The sequence below is a fragment of the Microbacterium azadirachtae genome, assembly GCF_025583665.1.
Taxonomy (GTDB): domain Bacteria; phylum Actinomycetota; class Actinomycetes; order Actinomycetales; family Microbacteriaceae; genus Microbacterium; species Microbacterium azadirachtae.
The window spans coordinates 3392243-3411160 of sequence record NZ_CP099706.1 but is presented as its reverse complement, the minus strand read 5'-3'; the positions used below and the strand labels follow the sequence as shown (position 1 = coordinate 3411160).

The window sequence follows — 18918 nt, the reverse complement described above, 5'->3', positions numbered from 1 at the left end:
CGTCGCCGGCGGTCGCCGCGCGACGGGTTCAGCTGCGCGGTTCGCGCGGGGGAGTGAATCCCAGATCCGGCACCGGGGCGGTTCCTAGGTGCACCTCCATGTCGGAGGCGCTGGGAGACTTCGGGCGCCGGGCCGTGGGACGGTCGAGGTAGAACATCGCGGTGGAGGCGATGTCGTCCCGCAGGGGCAGATACCGCCAGCCGCTGCGCCACCCGAGTGCCTGGATGTCGACCTTGGGCAGCCCGGTGGAGAAGTGGATCGGATCCGCGAGATGCCAGCGGTACATGCCGAAGCGCTGCTGCGAGACGTAGAGGCCGTCGGGGCGGATCACCTGCGGCATGCCGAGGTAGGGGGTGGAGAACGCGGTGTATCCCTGGCCGGGGATGTCGAAGTTCCACGCGCCGCCGAAGTAGTCCTCGGTGCCGGTGCCGCAGATCGTGGGGTGGTCGGTGTCGTCGTCCAGGTAGAACTTGATCTCGCCCTCGCCCCACCAGCCGTTGGAGTTCACGCCCCAGGCGATGTAGGTGCCGACGTACTGGCCCTGGCCCTCGACGCCCTCCAGGATCGTGTGCGGGACGAGCTCCTCGAGCGGGTTCGAGCGCCGCCACTGCGCGTGGAAGTAGCCGTCGGCGGAGTAGTCGCCGCCGATCTCGTAGGTGACCTGGTAGTAGACGCGCACGTCGACGACCGAGGTGTTCTCGATGGTCAGCCGCGCCCCCTCCCGGAACGGCATCGGCCAGTACGAGTTGAATCCGCCGTGCGGGTTGGCGGCGATCACCTGCGAGTTCACCTGCGCGAACACGCCCCAGCCGTTGCAGAAGAAGTCTCCGTAGGGCACCTCGACGGCAGGCTCGTCGGCACCGTCCCAGTACGCCCGCAGGACGAGGGTGCGCCAGTTGTCGGTGTGCGTGGTGATCCAGATGTGCGTGATCCTGCCGGGGCCGTCGATCGCGGCGAGATCGAACGTCTCGCCCGCCTTGATGTCGACGCTCGGCGAGATCTTCCATCCCGGCCCCAGGTCGCGGGCGCAGTCGGCCCCCGTCCCCTCGGTCGCCCTGGCGCCGCCGCCGACCGAGCCGTCGAAGTTCTCCGGCGAGATCGATCGGGTCTGAACGCGTCGCAGGGCCGAGACGGCGGTGAGATCGGAAAGCGTCATGACGGGGCACATCCTCGAGGGGGGTGGGTGGATCCGCGCGGGACTCGCGACGGTGCGTGCGGCCACCCTACCGATTCGCCGCCACTGTTGCAATCGATTTCATCACGATAGTGTGTCCTGACGGACAACAGAAGGCAGGGCGGGATGGCGACCATCTACGACGTGGCGCGTCTCGCCGGCGTGTCTCCCGCGACCGTGTCGCGCGTGTTCAACGGGGTGGGCGTCTCGGAGGAGAAGGTCGTGGCCGTGCGCCAGGCGGCGGCGCAGCTGAAGTTCTTCCCGAACCGCACCGCCCGGACGCTCCGGCGGCAGAGCTCCGAGGTGATCGCGCTCGTGATCCCCGACATCGAGAACCCCTACTTCACCGAGATGGCCCGCGGCGTCGAGGACGTCGCCTCCGAGGCGGGGTACTCGGTGGTGCTCTGCAACTCCGACGCCCAGGTCGAGAAGGAGCAGACCTATCTGCGCATCGCGATCGCCGAGCACATGTCGGGCGTGATCCTCGCGGCGGCCTCCGACCGCACCAGCCTGGACGAGATCATGGCGGCGGGCCGCCCCGTGGTGGCGGTCGACCGCACCACGGGCTACGACATCGACGGCGTGATGATGGCGAACCGCGACGCCGGGCGCAGCGCGACCGAGCAGCTGATCGAGGCCGGCTACAGCCGGATCGCGCACATCGCCGGCCCGGAGCACATCGAGACGGCGCTCGAGCGCGCCGACGGGTGGCGCGCCGCTCTCAAGGCCCATGATCTGCCGGTGGATCCGGAGCTGCTGCGGTTCTCGACGTTCCGGGTGGACGGAGGGCGCGAGACCATGGCGGAGCTGCTGGCGCTGCCCGAGCCGCCCGACGCCGTCGTCGCCGGCAACAACCTCATCGGTGTTGGCGCGATCCAGGTGCTCACCGAGCGGGGACTCACTCCGCCTGCGATGGGCGTCGCGGTCGTCGGATCGCTGCCGTTCACGACGCTGTCGCCGAGCGTGGTCACCGTCGTGCGCCTGCCCGCGCGCCACATGGGCGTGACCGCGGCCCGGATGCTGCTCGATCGGATCGGCGGCGACGACCAGCCCGCCCGCACCGTCGTGCTGCGCAACGAGATCCAGGCGGCGACCGTCTCGCGCTGACCCCCGCTCAGGAGTGCCACAGGCGGTCGGCCAGCGCCGCCACATCCTTGTCGAGCGCCGAGACCTTCACGTCCACCGCGTCGAAGCGGGCGTTCATCTCGGCGCGGAGCCCCTCGAACGTGCTGTTCATGGCGTCGAACCTGCTGTCCATGGCCTCGAACCTGCCGTGGAACCTGCCCTCGAGGCCCTCGAGCCGTCCGTCGATGGCGTTCGTGAGAAGCGTCGTCATCAGCGTCATGCCGCCGAGCATGATCGCCGTGAAGACCCCGATCAGGGTCCACACCTGCGGTTCGGTCATGTCCATGCCTCCAGTCTCTTCGGTCGTTCCGAGCGTGTCATCAGCCAAAGGTCTCGAAGTCGGTTTCACGGAATCAGGGGAGGAATCACGCTGATCGGGTGCTGTGGAGGACGATCGCGGGGCAATTGCGCTTGAAATCGATTTCGCGTAGTGTGATCGCCGTCCGGCCAGGCCGAGCGATCGAGGAGGATGCGCGTGCGGTGCACGATCGGTGTCGACATCGGCACCTCCAGCAGCAAGGGCGTCCTCGTCGACGCCGAGGGCGTGATCCTCGCCCAGGCGACGCGGACGCACGAGGTGAGCCGCCCGCGCACCGGCTGGGTCGAGATGGGCGGCCGGATCTGGTGGGACGAGTTCGTCTCGCTCGCCCAGGAACTGCTCGCCGCCGTGCCGGACGCTGAGGTCGCGGCGGTCGGCGTGAGCGGCATGGGCCCGTGCATCCTGCTGGCCGACGAGGACGGCGAGCCGGTGCGCCCGGCGATCCTATACGGCGTCGACACCCGGGCCGGCAGCCAGATCGCGCGCATGACGGAGGACCTCGGCGTCGACGAGATCACACGCGTGGGCGGATCCGTGCTCACCTCGCAGGCGGGCGGACCGAAGATCCTCTGGATCCGTGACGAGGAGCCGGAGGCATGGGGGCGGGCGCGCCGGCTGTTCATGCCGGCCTCGTGGCTCGCACACCGCCTCACGGGCGCCTACGTGCTGGACCACCAGTCGGCGAGCCAGGTCTCACCGCTCTACGAAATCGAGCGCGAGCGCTGGCACGACGCGTGGTGGGAGCGCTACGCGGCCCCCCTCGCGCAGCCCGCGCTGCGGTGGGCCGGCGACGTCGCGGGTGCGGTGACGGCGGAGGCCGCGGCACTCACCGGGATCCCCGAGGGCACGCCCGTGATCGCCGGCACCATCGACGCGTGGACCGAGGCGGTCAGCGTCGGGGCGCACGGCGTCGGAGACCTCATGCTGATGTACGGCACGACCATGTTCCTGGTGGCGACGGGCGAGCAGACGCTGCGTACCCCCTCGATGTGGACCACGGCCGGGGCGTTCGCCGGCACGCGGAACCTCGCCGGCGGGCTGTCCACCTCCGGCGCGCTGACGGGGTGGCTGAAGGAGCTCACGGACTCCGACTACCCGCAGCTGCTCGCCGAGGCCGAGGCCTCGGGGCCGGGCGCGCGGGGGCTCGTGATGCTGCCGTACTTCGCGGGGGAGCGCACGCCGATCCAGGATCCGGACGCACGGGGCGTGATCGCGGGCCTCACCCTCGCGCACGGCCGGGGCGACCTGTACCGCGCTGCACTCGAGGCGACGGCGCTCGGCGTGCGGCACAACGTGCAGACCATGCGCGACGCGGGAGCGGAGATCCGCCGCATCGTCGCGGTGGGCGGAGGTACGCAGGGCCGGCTCTGGCTGCAGATCGTCTCGGACGTCACCGGGCTCGTGCAGGAGGTGCCGGAGATCACGATCGGCGCGAGCTACGGGGCCGCGTTCCTCGCGGCCGGTGCCGTCGCGGAGCATGCCCCGAGGATCGACGAGTGGAACCTGGTCGTCACGACGATCGTCCCGGATCCGTGTCTCGCCCCGCTCTACGACGCGCTCTACGACCGCTATCTGCGGCTGTACGCCGGCACCGCCGACGTCGTGCACGAGCTGGCCGCGCAGCAGAAGGCCGACGACGCGAAGGAGGCGTCCGCATGACGCGCCGTGCCCGCCCGATCCCGCACACCTCCGAGCGGGCCGCGTTCCTGCTCGGAGGCGTCGGCACCGGCAACGTCTCGCTCGGCGCACGCGGCGAGCTGCGCGACTGGGAGCTCGAGAACCACCCGGACAAGGACCGCCGCAACCCCCGCACCTTCTTCGCGATCCACGCCGCCCCCGAGGGCGCGGAGCCCGTCACACGCGTGATCGAGGCGCGCATGACGGGGCGCCGCGACCTCGACGCGGGCTTCTCGTTCGACGACCTCGCCGGCCTGCCGCGCCTGGACGCCGCGACCATGCACGGCGAGTACCCGGTGGTGGACATCGACTTCGCCGACCGCGCGCTGCCGGTCGAGGTGTCCCTGCACGCCTTCACCCCGCTCGTGCCGCTCGATGCCGACGCGTCCGGCATCCCGGCGGCCGTGCTGCGCTATCGGGTGGTCAACCCCGGGACGGTGCCCGTCGCGGTCACCGTCGCAGGCAGCGTGTCGCACACGGCGGGGCGCGGCGAACCCGGTCCGGACGCTCCCTGGGGCATGCGCGGTACGCAGACCGTGCGGTGGCGCGACGACGGCGTCGTGCGCGGCCTGGACTTCGGCATCGACCTGCCCGAGGACGACCCGGGCTACGGCACGCTCGCCCTCACCACGACAGACCCTTCGATCACGGCCAAGCCGCAGTGGGTGACGAGCTACTGGCCCGACGGCGCCCGCATGTTCTGGAGCGACCTGACGGCCGACGGACTGCTCGCGCCCGAGCCGCGGCTGACCCTGGAGGACCGCCCGCGCGGCCTCTTCGCCGAGCGGGACGCGGATCCCGACGCCCCGCCGCTCACCGAGGAGGAGATGCTCGCCCGGCTTCCCCGGCTGCGCACCGGATCCCTGGGCATCGTGCACACGCTCGCGCCCGGCGAGGCGCGCGACTTCGAGTTCGTGCTGAGCTGGTCGTTCCCGAACCGGCGCCGCGGCTGGCACGGGCACATCATCCTGGACGACCGGGCGGAGGATCCGTCGCTGTCGCCGATCGTGCGCAACCACTACGCGACGCTCTGGCCGGACGCCTGGTCGGCCGCGACCCACCTGCACCGCGAGCTGCCGGCGCTCGAGGCGGCGACCGATGCGTTCGTCGAGGCGCTGTACGGAGGCACTCTGGATCCGGTTCTCGCGGACGCCGTGGGGGCCAACATCGCCGCCGTGCGCTCCACGACCTGCTTCGTCGTGGCGTCGCCGAACCCGGCCCTCGGGGAGGGGCCGGTGTTCGCGGCCTGGGAGGGCTCCTTCGACCACGGCGGATCCTGCGAGGGCACCTGCACGCATGTGTGGTCGTATGCGCAGACCGCGGCCTGGCTGTTCCCGAGCCTCGAACGCAGCGCCCGGCGCCCGGAGTACCTGCTCGAGACCGACGCCGAGGGAGCGCAGAGGTTCCGCGGCAACCGGCTCTTCGGATCCGCTCCGTGGTACATCGGTCCCGCCGTCGACGGGCAGCTCGGCACCCTCGTCCGCCTGCATCGCGAGTGGCGCTTCTCGGGCGACGACGCGTTCCTGCGCGAGCTCTGGCCGGCCGCGGTCCGGACGCTCGACCACGCGACGCGCGAGTGGGACCGCGACGGCGACGGCCTGCTCGACGGCGAGCTGCACAACACCTACGACATCGAGTTCCACGGGATCGACCCCCTCGCCAACGGGGTCTACCTCGCCGCCCTCCGCGCCGGAGCGCGCATGGCCGCCCACCTGGGGGAGACGGACCGGGCGCGGGGCTGGACGGCGAGAGCCGACCACGTCGCCGGCGCGATGGACGACGTGCTGTTCAACGGGGAGTACTACCGACAGGTGATCGACGATGTCGACGCGCACCGCTACCAGTACGGAGAGGGCGTGCTCTCGGACCAGCTGCTCGGGCAGTTCCACGCCTGGGTGAACGGTCTCGGCGCGCTGCTGCCGGCGCCGCACCTCGACTCCGCGCTCGCCGCGATCGTCGCGCACAACCACCGCGACGACCTCTCGGCGCACGAGAGCACGCAGCGGGTGTACGCCCTGAACGACGAGGGCGGGCTGCTGCTCGCCTCCTGGCCGAGCGGCGGACGCCCGGCGATCCCGTTCGTCTACTCCGACGAGGTGTGGACGGGCGTGGAGCATCAGGTCGCAGCGTCGCTGCTGTACGCGGGGCGGGCGGATGACGCGCTGCGCATCGAGCGCACGCTGCGCGCCCGCTACGACGGGGTGCACCGCAACCCGTGGAACGAGATCGAGTGCGGCAACCACTACGCCCGCTCCCTCGCGTCGTGGGCGCTGCTGCTCGCGGCGAGCGGCGTCCAGTGGGACGCGCCCGCGCGCACCCTGTCGTTCGCGCCCGTGGCCGGCGCCTTCGCCGACGGCGCCCCGGCGCGGTTCCTGTTCACCACGGGCACCGGCTGGGGCCGCGCCGAATCCGACGGCGCGGCGCTGACGCTCCACCTCGACGGCGGGACGCTCGACCTCGCCGGACTGCGCCTGCACGGCACGGAGCTCGCGCAGGACGTCCGTCTCGCCGCCGGCGAGACCCGCACCTTCCTTCCGCCCGACGGAACGGCATCCGCCGACGTGACCACCATCCAGCAACGGAGAATCCCATGAGCTACGCCATCCCCGCCCCGACCGAGCGTCCCGCGTCGGCGCCGAAGACCGCCTACCTGATCACCTCCGGCGACCTCCGCGAGTCGGCGAACGTCGCGGGGTGGCCGGTGCAGGCTGCGACCGAGGCGGCGATCACCGCCGCCTTCGAGGATCTCGGCTGGACCGTCATCCGCCCGTTCGGCGTGGATCCGGCCACCGGCCACGGCTATATCTCGAGCCAGCGCATGGGCATGGAGGTGTTCACGAAGATCCCCGTCGACGCGCCCCTCATCGTCGCGACCGCGAACTGGCAGTACTCGCACCACGTGCTGGCCGGCCTCCGCACCCACCAGGGCCCGATCCTCACCACCGCCAACTTCGCACCGGACTGGCCCGGCCTCGTCGGGCTGCTCGGCCTCAACGCCGGCCTCACCAAGATGGGCAAGCCCTATTCCACGATCTGGTCGGTCGACTTCACCGATCCCTGGTTCCGCGCGGGGCTGAAGGAGTGGACCGAGGCCGGCCGCATCACGCACGACGCCTCGCACGTGCGGTCCCTGCCGGAGCTCCCGGACAGCCCGGAGAAGCAGCTCGGCGAGGCCCTCGCCGCGCAGCTGCTCGCCGACAAGGCCATCATCGGCGTGTTCGACGAAGGCTGCATGGGCATGTACAACGCCATCTTCGACGACGAGCTGCTCAACAGGACCGGCATCTACAAGGAGCGCCTGTCGCAGTCCGCGCTGTACGCCGAGATGCTGACGGTGACCGACGCCGAGGCCGACGCCGCCTTCGACTGGCTCGTCGCGCACGGCATGACCTTCCGCTTCGGCGAGGATGCGGCGACCGAGCTCACCCGTGAGCAGGTGCAGTGGCAGCTGAAGATGTACATCGCGGCCCTCCGCATCGCCGACGACTTCGGGCTCGACGCCGTCGGGATCCAGTACCAGCAGGGCCTGAAGGATCTGGTCCCCGCGTCGGATCTGGCCGAGGGGATCCTGAACTCGACTGAGCGTCCGCCGGTGACCTCGCGGGACGGATCGCGGATCCTCCACGAGGGTCGCGCGTTCCCGCACTTCAACGAGGCCGACGAGGGCGTCGCCGTCGATGCCCTGGTCACGGACCGGGTGTGGCGGGCGATGGGGCTGGTGCCCGACAACACCCTGCACGACGTGCGCTGGGGCGAGGACTACGACGGCGAGTTCGTCTGGGTCTACGAGATCTCCGGATCCGTCCCCGCCTCGCACCTGGGCGGCTGGCAGAACGCGGAGGGCTGGCGGCAGGGGCACGTGTTCTTCCCGGCCGGCGGCGCCACGATCAACGGGGTGTCCCGGCCCGGCGAGGTCGTGCTCTCGCGCATCTTCATCGCCGACGGGGTGCTGCAGGCCGACGTGTTCCGCGCAACGGTCGTGGAGCTTCCCGCGGAGGAGACCCAGCGTCGCAAGGACGCCACGAACCCGGAGTGGCCGATCGCGCACGTCATGCTGCACGGCCAGAGCCGGGACCAGTTCATGGCCCGGCACAAGGCCAACCACGCGCAGCTCGTCTACGCGCCGGACGCCGAGACCGCCGACAAGGCCCTCGTCGCGAAGGCCGCGATGCTGGACGGCATGGGGATCCGCGTCAACCTCGTCGGCGAGGTGAACGTCTGACGCCGCCCCGCGGGTGAGCCCAGGCGAACCGCGGTGAACCGCAGTGAACGACGGTGGCGAGCGGGGAGCCGCCGTGGCTCACGCGCGCGGGAGCAGCCCTGCCACGAGCGCGTCCACGACGTCGTCGGTCGGCGTCGCCGGGTCGATCGACGACGTGAGCCGGTCGAACACGAGGCCCTCGATCGCGTAGTGGAACAGCGCGATCTCCGCGCGGCCGCCGGGGAGGCCCGCGGCCTCGTTGAACGCGACGTCGCCCTCGAAGCCCGCATGCTGCCACTCCTGGAGCGCCGCGGCGAGCTCGGGCCGCCGCGCCGCCTCGAGCCGTAGTTCGAACAGCGCGAGCGTCACCTCGCGCTCGGCGACGAGGCGGCGCACGATGTCGCGCAGGTAGTCGGCGAACAGCGCGGGACTCGGGGTCTGGGAGGCCCGCCGGGCGAGATCCTCCGGAGTCGGGGCGAGGCGCTCGCCGATCCGCTCGAACAGGCCGGCGATGAGCGCCCGCCTGCTGCGGAAGTAGTTCGAGGCGGTGCCGGTGGGCACGTGCGCCTCGTCGTCGATCGCGCGGTGCGTGAGCCCGCGCGATCCCTCGCGCGCCAGCACCGCGATGCCGGCATCGGCCAGCGCGGCGCGGCGGGCTTCGTTCTTGGCCATGACCTCAGAGTAGCGCAACCACAACATCTGTTGTAGTCTCCAACCACTGCACCTGTTGTGAATGGTGCGCGAGGATCGGAGGACCTATGCGAGAGCTCACCTATTACGTCGCCGTCAGCCTGGACGGCTTCATCGCAGGCCCCGAGGGGCAGTTCGACGCCTTCCTGCTCGAGGGCGACCACATGGCCGCCCTCACCGGCCGGTTCGCCGACGCGATCCCGACGTCCTTCGCCCAGGCACTGGGCATCGCCCAGGAGCGCTCGACGTTCGATACCGTGCTGATGGGGTGGAACACCTACGCGGTGGGCCTCCCCGACATGCCCTCCCCGTACGCGCACCTGCGCCAGGTGGTCTTCACCCGGCGGGATCCGGATCCGGTCGACGGCGTCGACTTCACGGACGCCGATCCCGTCGGCGTCGTGCGCGAGCTCAAGGCGCAGGACGGGGCGGGGATCTGGCTGTGCGGCGGCGGCGCGCTCGCCGCATCGCTCGCGAGTGAGATCGACCGTCTGGTGCTCAAGGTCAACCCCGTGCTGTTCGGCGACGGGATCCCGGTGTTCGGCCGCGGCGGGTATGCGCCGTCGGCGTTTACGCGCACGGCCGCCACGGCCTTCGCCTCGGGGGTCACCCTCCTGGAGTACGCGCGCTCCTGAACGCGCAGAGCGGTGCGCCTGCAGGACCGCGCGACGGATGCAGGACGCCAACGACGGATCCGTCCTGCATCCGTCGCAGCGTCCTGCATCCGTCCGCCCTTGAACCGGATCCCGGGAGGGGCGAGGATCGGATCCATGGCGACGATCGACGACGTCCGTGCTCTGGCCCTCGCCCTGCCCGGCGTCGAGGAGCGCACCGGCGGGCACACCGGCGCGCCGGCCTGGCGCTGCAACGGGGGACAGATCGCCTGGCTGCGCGGCCCGCGGAAGACGGATCTGGCCCAGCTCGCCGCCCTCGGCCGCACCTGGCCGGAGGGGCCGGTGCTGGCGGTGCGCATCGAGACCGCCGCCCTCGCCGGGGAGCTGATCGCGGCGGATCCGGATGTGTTCTTCACCATCCCGCACTTCGACGGCTATCCCGCCGTGCTGCTGCGGCTCGACGCGATCGCGCCCGACCATCTCGGCGAGATCATCGCCGATGCCTGGCTGCTCCGCGCCCCCAAGGCGGTCGCCCGGCGGTGGCTGGACGAGCGCGGGCTCGACTGAGGGCGCAGTAGCACGGCGGTCCTGCCGCTGCGCCGGTCAGGCGGGAGGCAGGCGCAGGATCGGGCCGGACTCGCCGACCGACAGGTCGTCGACGGTGCGGAGCGTGCGGGCGATCTCGTCCACGGCGGCGATCACCGTGCCGAAGCGCTCCCGGTCGGCGCACACCGCCTGCAGGGTGATGAGGTGCGTGCCGGTGTCCCAGGTGTAGGTCGCGAACGGCGGCGCGCCCTGCTCGGCGGGCAGCGGCACCACGAGCTTCTCGCCCGCGCCGAGGTACGGGTTGCGGAAATCCTCCGTGTCGTCGTACTCCATCGGCATCATGGCCCGCGCCGTGCGCAGCTGGGGCGTGAGCTCCTGCGCGCTCGCCATCGCCACGATCAGCTCCGGCTCCGCCTTCCAGGTCCACACCAGCACGCGTCCGTCAGCCTTGCGCATGAGGAACGGCGCGGCCTGGCTGAGCGCCCACGCGCCGAACCCCGACCCCGGGCGCGGCGTCGCGCCGACCGCTCCGCTGAACTGCCCCAGCAGCATCCCGATCGCGGCCTTGCGGTGGCGGCGGCCGCGGAAGCCCAGGGATCCGGTCACGGGGATCCAGCGTTCGGGGTCGGCGTCGGCGGCAAGGCGCATGCTCAGAGCGTACGGGTCGCAGGTGAGCGCGAGCCGTGCGTCCCCGCGGCAACCGTTCTCAGGACGGGTTCGTTCGGAGGGGTCGCGAGCCTGGCCGGATCGCCGTCGGGGGTCGGATCCCCTCCGAGAACGGCCGCCGTGAAATATGTTCATCGGCTCTACTATTCGGATGGGAAAGCGTATACCGTAGGGCGCGAATCCTTCCCCGATCGACCCGGAGGCCGACGATGTCCCCCCTTGAGATGAACCGCCGCACCGTGCTCGGACTGCTCGGAGCAGGCGCACTCGTCACGCTCGCAGGCCAGTCCGCGAGCGCACGCACACCCGGAGTCGCCTTCGCGGCGACCGGCGATCCGCTCGCGAGCCTCATCGAGCGTCGCCGGATCATGCTCGCGGGGGACGGCAGCGCGGCGTCCGTGCCCGAGCTCGCCGGCGTGCTGAGCACCATGAGCGCGAACGCCTCCGCATCGTGGACCGCGATGGTGCGCCCAGCGGCGTCGCCGGGCATCTGGAGCGACCTGCCGCTCGCCGGGGTGAGCGGCACCGTGCTGTCCGGCAACATGGGCGTGACCTTCAACCGCCTCTTCGACCTGGCGCTCGCGTACTCGACGGCGGGATGCGACCAGCACGGCGATGCCGCGCTCGCGGGCGATCTCGTGGCGGCGCTCGCCTGGCTCAGCGCGAACGTCTACAAGGCCGGCGCCTCGCCGGTCGGCAACTGGTGGTTCTGGGAGATCGGCGTGCCGCGCAAGGCCGCCGACATCTGCGTCCTGCTGCACGACGCGGTCCCCGCCGACGTGCGCACGGCTCTCCTCGCCGCCGTCCGGTACTTCACCCCCGACCCGAACTGGCGGGGCCGCGGCACGAGCCTGGCGGAGACCGGCGCGAACCGCACCGACAAGGCGCTGTCCTGCGCGCTGCGGGGGATCCTCGACGCGCGTCCGGACGAGATCGCCCTCGCTCGCGACGCCCTCAGCGACACCGTGCGGTCGGGGAAGAACAGCGTGTTCGGATACGTCACGAGCGGCGACGGCTTCTACGCCGACGGATCCTTCGTGCAGCACACCGCCCTGCCCTACGTCGGCACCTACGGCGTGGTCACCCTCGGCGGCATCGCCGAGATCCTCGGCCTGCTCGGCGGCAGCGACTGGGACGTGACGGATCCGAAGAAGTCGGTCATCCTCGACGCCGTCGAGGCCTCGTACGCCCCCTTCATCTGGAACGGCCGGATGATGGAGGCCGTGCGAGGCCGCGCCGTGTCGCGCCAGGCCGAGCCCGACTACGTCGACGGCGCGGCGGCGATCACCGCGATCCTGCTGCTCGCGCAGGGCGCGGGCGAGCCCTACCGGAGCCGCTACCTCTCGCTCGTGAAGGGCTGGCTGCTGCGCTGCACCGACGAGAAGCTGTACGGCCTGCCTACGCAGACCGTGGCGAAGTCGCTCCTGGTCACCTCGATCCTCGGCGACGACAGCGTGACCCCCGCCGACGCGCCCGTGTCGACGAAGGCCTTCGGCGATCAGGACCGCCTGGTGCACCACCGGCCGGGCTTCAGCGCCGTCGTCAACCTCTCGTCGAAGCGGATCGGCCGCTACGAGTGGGGCAATCGCGAGAACAACCTGGGCTGGTACCAGGGCGACGGACTCACCTTCTTCTACAGCTCCGCGGATCCCGCGCAGTACAGCGCCGACTTCTGGCCGACCGTCGACCCGTACCGCCTGCCGGGCACGACGGTGACGGCGGCGCCCCGCACGAACGGCGCCGCCGACGGCACCGGCATCCCCCGGGCGTTCCAGGCGTTCGGCGGCGGACTCGCCCTCGACGGCCGCTGGGGGATCCAGGGCATGGACCACCTCAACTTCGACAAGTCGCTCAGCGGCCGCAAGTCGTGGTTCTTCCTCGACGACAAAGTCGTCTGCCTCGGGGCCGCGATCGCCTCGGCCTCCGGCTACGACGTGTTCACCACGATCGACAACCGCTCCTTCGCGCCCGGCGGGGTGCCGAACGTGCGCACCGACAACCGCAACCGCGTGCTCACCGCCGCGGACGGCGCGATCGCCGTGAAGCGCAACGTGCACATCATGGGTCACGGCGGCTACGTCTTCCTCAAGGGGGAGAACGTGGCCGGGACGATCGACGTGCAGGTCGTCCCGCGCTCGGGCGACTGGCAGAGCATCAACTCCGGATCCGACACCGGCGGCACGACGGACGTCAAGAACCGCGACTACGTGACGATCACCCACCACCACGGCACGGATCCGACCGCCGGCGGCTACGCGTACATCGTGCTGCCGAACGTCGCGCACTCGGTGACGTTCACCGAGTCGGACGCGCCGACCGTCGAGGTCATCGCCAACAACGCTCAGGCGCAGGTGATCCGGGTGGCGGGACAGGGCCTGACGCTCGCCAACTTCTTCCAGGCGACGCCCTCCGGCGGCGCACCGGCCTCCGGCGTGACCGTGACCGGGCCGTGCTCGCTCGCGGTGCGCACCGACGGCGGCCGCACGACCGTGGCACTCTCCGACCCGAGTCGCACCCAGAAGACGGCGCGCGTCGTGCTCGCCGGGGTCGCCGAGTCGACCGTGATCGAGGGCGACGACGGGGTGCGGGTGGTCGGGACGGCGCCCCTCGCGCTCGAGTTCGACCTCGACGGCCACGGGCACGCGAAGCGGATCGTGCTCGGATCCTGAGCCGGGTCGCGGGGGCGGTGCCCGGCGCGCCGCCCCCGCACCGTCCCCTGGCGCCCGCGGCCTCGCCGCGCCGCCGCCGGATCCGCCTCCGCGGCATCCTCAGCGCGCTCGGGTAGAGTGGCCAGCGCCCGATCCAGGCCATCTCCGCGGGGTTCGAGCGGCCGATGTGCTTCGACAAGCTCAGCAACCGGTCGACGGCGCCGCGGCCCAGCAGAAGGCAGCAACCACGTGACCTCCTCCGGCGATCATCGCCCCTCGGACAGCCCCGACTCCGGCGCGCCCGAACCCGTCTCCGCTCCGGCCGACGCTCCGCGCCCCCTGCGGATCCTGATCGGCGCGGACACCTTCTGGCCCGACGTGAACGGTGCCGCCCGGTTCACCGAGCGCCTCGCCGCCGGGCTCGTGCAGCGCGGCCACGACGTGCACGTCGTCGCCCCGAACCAGGCGTACCGCACCGCGAAGCCCCGCACCGAGGTGATCGAAGGCGAGGCGATGACCCTGCATCGGCTGCCGTCGGTGCGCTGGGCCCCGCACGACTGGCTGCGGTTCGTCTGGCCGTGGCGCTCCAAGCACTACGCACGCAAGGTGCTCGACGAGGTGCAGCCCGACGTGGTGCACATCCAGTCGCACATCGTGATCGGCCGTGGACTTTCGCGCATCGCGCACCAGCGCGGCATCCCGGTGATCGCGACCAACCACGTGATGGCCGAGAACATCCTCGACCACACCACCATGCCGAAGTTCATCGACGACATCGTCCTCAAGCTCGCGTGGGCCGACGCCGCGCGCACGTTCGCGCTCACCCGCGCCGTGACCACGCCGACCCGGCGGGCCGCCGACTTCCTCGAGCGCACGATCGACGTCGAGGACGTGATCCCGGTCAGCTGCGGCATCGACCGCACCCAGTACTCGCCCGTCATCGGCCCGCGCGAGAAGAACCGGATCGTGTTCGTCGGCCGCCTCACGGCCGAGAAGCAGGTGGACGTCATTCTCAAGGCGATGACGAAGCTGGATCCGGCTCTCGACGTCACCTTCGACATCGTGGGCGGGGGAGACCAGCGCAAGCAGCTCGAGGCCCTCGCGCAGCAGCTCGGGCTGGGGGGCCGGGTCACCTTCCACGGGCGCACCACGGACGTGGAGCTGCGCGCTCTGCTGAGCCGCGCCTCGCTCTTCGTGATCGCCTCGATCGCCGAGCTGCAGTCCATCGCCACCATGGAGGCGATGGCGTCGGCACTGCCGATCGTCGCCGCCGATGCCGTCGCGCTGCCGCACCTGGTGCACGACGGGGAGAACGGCTACCTGTTCGAGCCCGGCAACGTCAACGAGCTCGCCGCGCGTCTCACCGACGTGCTCACCGCGGATCCGGCCGAGTACGAGCGCATGCAGCGCGCCTCGCTCGACGGCGTGGCCGTGCACGACATCAACCGCACGCTGGACACCTTCGAGGCGCTGTACCGCGACGAGCCGCTGCCGGAGTAGGCCGGGATGCACATCGTCTTCTTCGCCGACCAGCACGCCGAGTCGCTGGGCGGCGCGCAGGTCTCGATGCGCCTGCAGCGCAAGTACCTCGAGCGCGCCGGGCACACGGTGACGATCGTCGCGCCGCGCATGCACGCGGCGCGCGGCGGGCAGCACGGCGTCGCCGATCCCGGCTACGTCGACCTGCCCTCGATCCCGATCACGGCCGACCGGGAGTACGCGATGACGTGGCCGGGGCGACGCACCGACCGCTTCCTCGACCAGGCGCTGACCCGCCGTCCGCCGGTGGATCTGGTGCACGTGCAGGCCGACTTCTGGGGTGCGTTCATCGGCCACCGCTTCGCGCACCGGCACGGCATCCCCGCCGTGCACACGATGCACAACCGCGTCGACGTCGGCATCGCGGCCGTCACGCCGCTGCACCGGCCCGTGCTCGGCGCGCTGAATCTCTGGCGGCGCACGGCGCTGCGCGGGATCGGGGTGCAGCCGCGCGGCGCTGACGGGTGGGCGTATCTCGCGGGGATCGCCGCGGAGTCGCGCGCGGTGACCGCCCCGTCGGGGCACTTCGCGCATCGGCTCGAGCAGCACGGCGTATTCGGATCCGTCGACGTGATCTGGAACGGCATCGACGACGAGGTGCGCGAGCAGGTGCTCGCCGCCGCTCCTGCGGAGCGCGCGCCGGGCCGGCCGCGGTTCATCTGGCTGGGCCGGATGAGTCCGGAGAAGCGCCTGCTGCCGTTCCTGGAGGCTGTCGTCGCGAGCGACGTGGACGCCGACATCGAGGTGGTCGGCGGCGGGGCGCAGCTCCGCGCCGCCGAGCGGATCGCGGCCCGCGCCGGCCGGCCCCGCATCCGCTTCGCCGGACGGATCGGCTACGCCGACGTGCTCGCGCGCATCGCCGCCGCCGACGCCGTGGTGCAGACGTCGATCGGCTTCGAGACGCAGGGGATGACCCCGTTCGAGGCGGCGACTCTGGGCACGCCCACCGTCGTGAGCGACCCCGACATCGCGGGGGAGCTGCGCAGCGGACTGTGGGCGGTGCCCGATGCCGGGGCGGACGAGCCCGCGCGGGTGGCGGCGCTCGCCGAGACGCTGCGCATCGCGGCCGCGGACATCGCCGCCGGGCGTGCGCCGGAGCCGGATCCGCAGGTCGCCGCCGATTTCCGGCAGTCGTCGCGGACCGCGGCGATGCTCGAGGTGTATGGGCGGGCGATCGGCGGCTGAGGCTGGCGGGCCGTGGGCGTGTCGGCGCGGTGCCCCTGGAGGGACTCGAACACGTTTTGAGCATTCTGTATCGCGACGTCGAACGACAACTTCCGCGGAATTACGCGCGGGTTATTGAGACCGCGGCGACATCGAACGACGTCCGAAAACAGCCAGCGCCGAATGGAATGCGGCCAAAATGCCGGCAGGACGTCCGTGGTGGTTGCCGTATCGGCCGTGGGCGTGATCAATCGCCCCCGCGCCTGCCAGGTCGCGCGGCAGGTTTGAACGTACGTCCCGCCGCAGCGCCGTTAGCTTCCAAGCAGCTCTGACCGCTTCTCAGCCCACGTCACGACCAGCTCATCTCGCGCCCGCGACGCGGCGACATAAAGCAGCGATCGCTCGCGGAGCATCGCATCCTCGAGATCACCACCTGTAAGTCCATGTAGTGCGATGGGCAGCGGCACCGATCCCTCCGACACGTCGAACAAGACGACCCGCGAGAACTCCAACCCCTTCGCGCTGTGCATCGTCACGAGCACCGGGACACCTGGACGAGCATCCTCGCCATACATCGCGGTCTTGATCCCGTGGTCCGCGAGCTGGCGTTGCAGACGCTTGAGCGAGAAAGTAGTACGGCCAAGGATCGCGACCGAGTCTCCGAGGCCGGCCGACGTCCAATCGGTGATGGTGCGCGCCACCGCATCGACTTGCTCCCACACGAACGCGCTCGGGATCACGCGGGGCATCGGCCCGCGTCTCGCCGATCGATAACCGTGGTTCGTCTCGGTCTCCTCGGCGGCATCGATGAACTGGGCATCCTCAAGCACGCCCAGGGCATAGAGCAGGTTCTCCTGAGTCGTTCGGTAGTTCAGAGTCAACCGGCGGGATCTACCCACCACCTTGATGCCGTAGCGCGCAAGCACGATGCGCTGCCCGTAGATCCGCTGGTGCACATCCTCGGCAATGAAGACGTCGTTAGCGCCAGGGGTGACGATCGAGCGGACCAGTTGCCAGTGGAGCGGGCTGAGGTCTTGACCCTCGTCGATGAGGACGTGGTCAGCCGGCGCTGCGTCAGGACGCGCCTCAAGATACGCCGATGCCATCGCTGAGAGCTCAGCCCACGTCATCCGACGCGACGTCGAGGCATGCGTCCGGTAGGCCTCGATCGCCTTCCACACCATCGTGCGACGCGCGCGATCCAGGGCCACACCGCGCCCCGGACGCTTCGCAGCGAGGTAGCCCGCAAGATCGGTGATGCGCTGCGGCAGTACGACTTGCGCGTACTCCGCTTTGAGAAAGGCGGGGTTCAGAATCTCGACTGGCCCGCCCGCGAGCGTCGAGGCAGCGGCGTCCCATCCATGGCTGTTCGACACAAGCGACGTACGAACGGGGCTCGGGGAGCCAAACACCGCCTCGCCAGCGATGCTCCAAAAGTCCGCGCCAGCGCCGTCGCGCACCGCTGCGGCGAGGGCGTCGATCCCGGTCACGAACACTCCCGCACCCCCGAGAGATGACGCGACCGGGATGCTGGAATCCAGACGCTCAACATCGCCCCGAAGCATCCCGGCGAGAGCCTTAGTGAAGGTTGTGAGCACGATTCGTGAATCGGGCGTCGCAGCGGCAAGCCTACGAGCACGATGTAGTAGAACGACCGTCTTTCCCGTGCCGGCGCCACCGCTCAAGCGGAACGGACCGTTGAAGTCGCGCTCGACATACTGCGCCTGTTCGGGATGTAAGAAGACTCGCCAAGCGCCGAAATCGCCTTCCTCGATGATGCGACGCAACTCCTCATCATCGTTGACCAGGGTGAACTGCATGCGACTCGCCGGGCGGCTGAGCGCGTCAATAATCGCGGCATCCTCGCTGCGAGCGTGAGGCGGCGCCGCCACACGAAGGTCTGCGGGCGCGTCAACACCGGCTGGAACGTCGAAGCCGAGATCGAGGCGAATCTTGGCGACCGTGTCCCCGACCGCCATGCCAAGAATGGCGAGGCGCTGCCACTCGTTCTCGAAGCCGTCGGCCAACGCAGCTAGCGCATCTTCCGACGGCGCCGCGTAGAGCCGTTCGGCATCCGCCTTCTCAAAGCCGAGCCCCTCGATGAGGTCGGCAACCGGGTACCCATGCTCACCTAGATAGGAGGTCGCCTTCGCAGCGCCGCCGTACTCGACGACGACAACCGCCGGCGCAAAGTCAGGAGCAGTCGCGTCGATAATCTCCGCCACGTGAGACACAGGATTCGTGCGCAGCACGCGGGTCCGCGCGCGCTCGATAGCCTCGTCGTGCTCGTATGTCCCCGCGTAGACGTACGTCCTCTCGCCCGCGTGATCGAGGCAAAACAGCACCGCCCGCCAGGAGTCGTCGACGCGCCCCGTGCGTGCACGAGGGTCCTTCTGCTGTTCGAGCTTCTTGATGCGCAGCCCGTACGCCGAATCGTCCTCGCGCAGCTTCATGAGGAACGACAACACCTTCGCCTGGACAGCCTTGTCTAGCTTGTGATCGTCGGTCTTCGACAGTGTTACTTCGGGCACAGATACAAGTTCCCTCGGACGTTG

General features: G+C 70.7%; 14 protein-coding genes. 9 read left to right on the top strand and 5 right to left on the bottom strand.

Annotation, left to right across the window (positions count from 1 at the left end; translation table 11 throughout):
- Positions 1 to 28: 28 nt before the first annotated feature.
- The gene (locus NFX31_RS16065; RefSeq protein WP_262956242.1) at positions 29 to 1156 is read right to left on the bottom strand and encodes a glycoside hydrolase family 172 protein; all 1128 of its coding nucleotides are present in this window, start codon (positions 1154 to 1156) and stop codon (positions 29 to 31) included.
- A 144-nt stretch (positions 1157 to 1300) separates the two neighbouring features.
- On the opposite strand from NFX31_RS16065, the gene NFX31_RS16060 reads away from it, so the two are divergent.
- Entirely contained in the window at positions 1301 to 2281 is a 981-nt protein-coding gene (locus NFX31_RS16060) for a LacI family DNA-binding transcriptional regulator (RefSeq protein ID WP_045249215.1), read from the top strand.
- A 7-nt stretch (positions 2282 to 2288) separates the two neighbouring features.
- Here NFX31_RS16060 and NFX31_RS16055 read toward each other — a convergent pair whose 3' ends face one another.
- Positions 2289 to 2585 (bottom strand): hypothetical protein, encoded by a 297-nt coding sequence (locus NFX31_RS16055; protein WP_262956241.1) that lies wholly within the window; start codon positions 2583 to 2585, stop codon positions 2289 to 2291.
- Positions 2586 to 2768: 183 nt separating this feature from the next.
- On the opposite strand from NFX31_RS16055, the gene NFX31_RS16050 reads away from it, so the two are divergent.
- From NFX31_RS16050 to NFX31_RS16040, 3 genes are read left to right on the top strand one after another with little or no spacing between them, the layout of a single operon-like run.
- Positions 2769 to 4277 (top strand): FGGY-family carbohydrate kinase, encoded by a 1509-nt coding sequence (locus tag NFX31_RS16050; protein ID WP_262956240.1) that lies wholly within the window; start codon positions 2769 to 2771, stop codon positions 4275 to 4277.
- Positions 4274 to 6889, top strand: a complete 2616-nt coding sequence (locus NFX31_RS16045) for a GH116 family glycosyl-hydrolase (protein WP_262956239.1) — start codon at positions 4274 to 4276, stop codon at positions 6887 to 6889. Before NFX31_RS16050 ends, NFX31_RS16045 begins: the two co-directional genes overlap by 4 nt.
- Entirely contained in the window at positions 6886 to 8517 is a 1632-nt protein-coding gene (locus NFX31_RS16040; RefSeq protein WP_262956238.1) for a fucose isomerase, read from the top strand. Before NFX31_RS16045 ends, NFX31_RS16040 begins: the two co-directional genes overlap by 4 nt.
- A gap of 78 nt (positions 8518 to 8595) precedes the next feature.
- On the opposite strand, the gene NFX31_RS16035 is transcribed toward NFX31_RS16040, so the two are convergent.
- Positions 8596 to 9168 carry a TetR/AcrR family transcriptional regulator gene (locus tag NFX31_RS16035; protein ID WP_091478043.1) on the bottom strand — a complete coding sequence of 191 codons (573 nt, stop codon included), beginning with the start codon at positions 9166 to 9168 and terminating at the stop codon, positions 8596 to 8598.
- Positions 9169 to 9254: 86 nt separating this feature from the next.
- Here NFX31_RS16035 and NFX31_RS16030 point away from each other — a divergent pair, with 86 nt between their 5' ends.
- Both NFX31_RS16030 and NFX31_RS16025 read left to right on the top strand, forming a co-directional pair.
- Positions 9255 to 9821 carry a dihydrofolate reductase family protein gene (locus tag NFX31_RS16030; protein WP_045249221.1) on the top strand — a complete coding sequence of 189 codons (567 nt, stop codon included), beginning with the start codon at positions 9255 to 9257 and terminating at the stop codon, positions 9819 to 9821.
- A 135-nt stretch (positions 9822 to 9956) separates the two neighbouring features.
- Positions 9957 to 10367, top strand: coding sequence for an MmcQ/YjbR family DNA-binding protein (locus tag NFX31_RS16025; RefSeq protein ID WP_262956237.1), 411 nt, complete (start codon positions 9957 to 9959; stop codon positions 10365 to 10367).
- Positions 10368 to 10403: 36 nt separating this feature from the next.
- Here NFX31_RS16025 and NFX31_RS16020 read toward each other — a convergent pair whose 3' ends face one another.
- Positions 10404 to 10994 (bottom strand): hypothetical protein, encoded by a 591-nt coding sequence (locus NFX31_RS16020; protein ID WP_262956236.1) that lies wholly within the window; start codon positions 10992 to 10994, stop codon positions 10404 to 10406.
- Positions 10995 to 11221: 227 nt separating this feature from the next.
- Here NFX31_RS16020 and NFX31_RS16015 point away from each other — a divergent pair, with 227 nt between their 5' ends.
- The 3 genes from NFX31_RS16015 to NFX31_RS16005 all read left to right on the top strand — a co-directional run bounded on the left by NFX31_RS16015 (position 11222) and on the right by NFX31_RS16005 (position 16384).
- Positions 11222 to 13681 carry a polysaccharide lyase 8 family protein gene (locus NFX31_RS16015; protein WP_262956235.1) on the top strand — a complete coding sequence of 820 codons (2460 nt, stop codon included), beginning with the start codon at positions 11222 to 11224 and terminating at the stop codon, positions 13679 to 13681.
- A 228-nt stretch (positions 13682 to 13909) separates the two neighbouring features.
- The gene (locus tag NFX31_RS16010) at positions 13910 to 15160 is read left to right on the top strand and encodes a glycosyltransferase (RefSeq protein ID WP_262956234.1); all 1251 of its coding nucleotides are present in this window, start codon (positions 13910 to 13912) and stop codon (positions 15158 to 15160) included.
- Positions 15161 to 15166: 6 nt separating this feature from the next.
- Positions 15167 to 16384 (top strand): glycosyltransferase family 4 protein, encoded by a 1218-nt coding sequence (locus tag NFX31_RS16005; protein ID WP_262956232.1) that lies wholly within the window; start codon positions 15167 to 15169, stop codon positions 16382 to 16384.
- 290 nt (positions 16385 to 16674) lie between these two features.
- On the opposite strand, the gene NFX31_RS16000 is transcribed toward NFX31_RS16005, so the two are convergent.
- Positions 16675 to 18894 carry a 3'-5' exonuclease gene (locus NFX31_RS16000; protein WP_262956231.1) on the bottom strand — a complete coding sequence of 740 codons (2220 nt, stop codon included), beginning with the start codon at positions 18892 to 18894 and terminating at the stop codon, positions 16675 to 16677.
- Positions 18895 to 18918 lie beyond the last annotated feature (24 nt).

Excerpts from the sequence above, each read along its gene's own strand:
- NFX31_RS16065 (WP_262956242.1), bottom strand. The coding sequence starts at position 1,156 with ATGACGCTTTCCGATCTCACCGCCGTCTCGGCCCTGCGACGCGTTCAG.
- NFX31_RS16060 (WP_045249215.1), top strand. The coding sequence starts at position 1,301 with ATGGCGACCATCTACGACGTGGCGCGTCTCGCCGGCGTGTCTCCCGCG.
- NFX31_RS16055 (WP_262956241.1), bottom strand. The coding sequence starts at position 2,585 with ATGGACATGACCGAACCGCAGGTGTGGACCCTGATCGGGGTCTTCACG.
- NFX31_RS16050 (WP_262956240.1), top strand. The coding sequence starts at position 2,769 with ATGCGCGTGCGGTGCACGATCGGTGTCGACATCGGCACCTCCAGCAGC.
- NFX31_RS16045 (WP_262956239.1), top strand. The coding sequence starts at position 4,274 with ATGACGCGCCGTGCCCGCCCGATCCCGCACACCTCCGAGCGGGCCGCG.
- NFX31_RS16040 (WP_262956238.1), top strand. The coding sequence starts at position 6,886 with ATGAGCTACGCCATCCCCGCCCCGACCGAGCGTCCCGCGTCGGCGCCG.
- NFX31_RS16035 (WP_091478043.1), bottom strand. The coding sequence starts at position 9,168 with ATGGCCAAGAACGAAGCCCGCCGCGCCGCGCTGGCCGATGCCGGCATC.
- NFX31_RS16030 (WP_045249221.1), top strand. The coding sequence starts at position 9,255 with ATGCGAGAGCTCACCTATTACGTCGCCGTCAGCCTGGACGGCTTCATC.
- NFX31_RS16025 (WP_262956237.1), top strand. The coding sequence starts at position 9,957 with ATGGCGACGATCGACGACGTCCGTGCTCTGGCCCTCGCCCTGCCCGGC.
- NFX31_RS16020 (WP_262956236.1), bottom strand. The coding sequence starts at position 10,994 with ATGCGCCTTGCCGCCGACGCCGACCCCGAACGCTGGATCCCCGTGACC.
- NFX31_RS16015 (WP_262956235.1), top strand. The coding sequence starts at position 11,222 with ATGTCCCCCCTTGAGATGAACCGCCGCACCGTGCTCGGACTGCTCGGA.
- NFX31_RS16005 (WP_262956232.1), top strand. The coding sequence starts at position 15,167 with ATGCACATCGTCTTCTTCGCCGACCAGCACGCCGAGTCGCTGGGCGGC.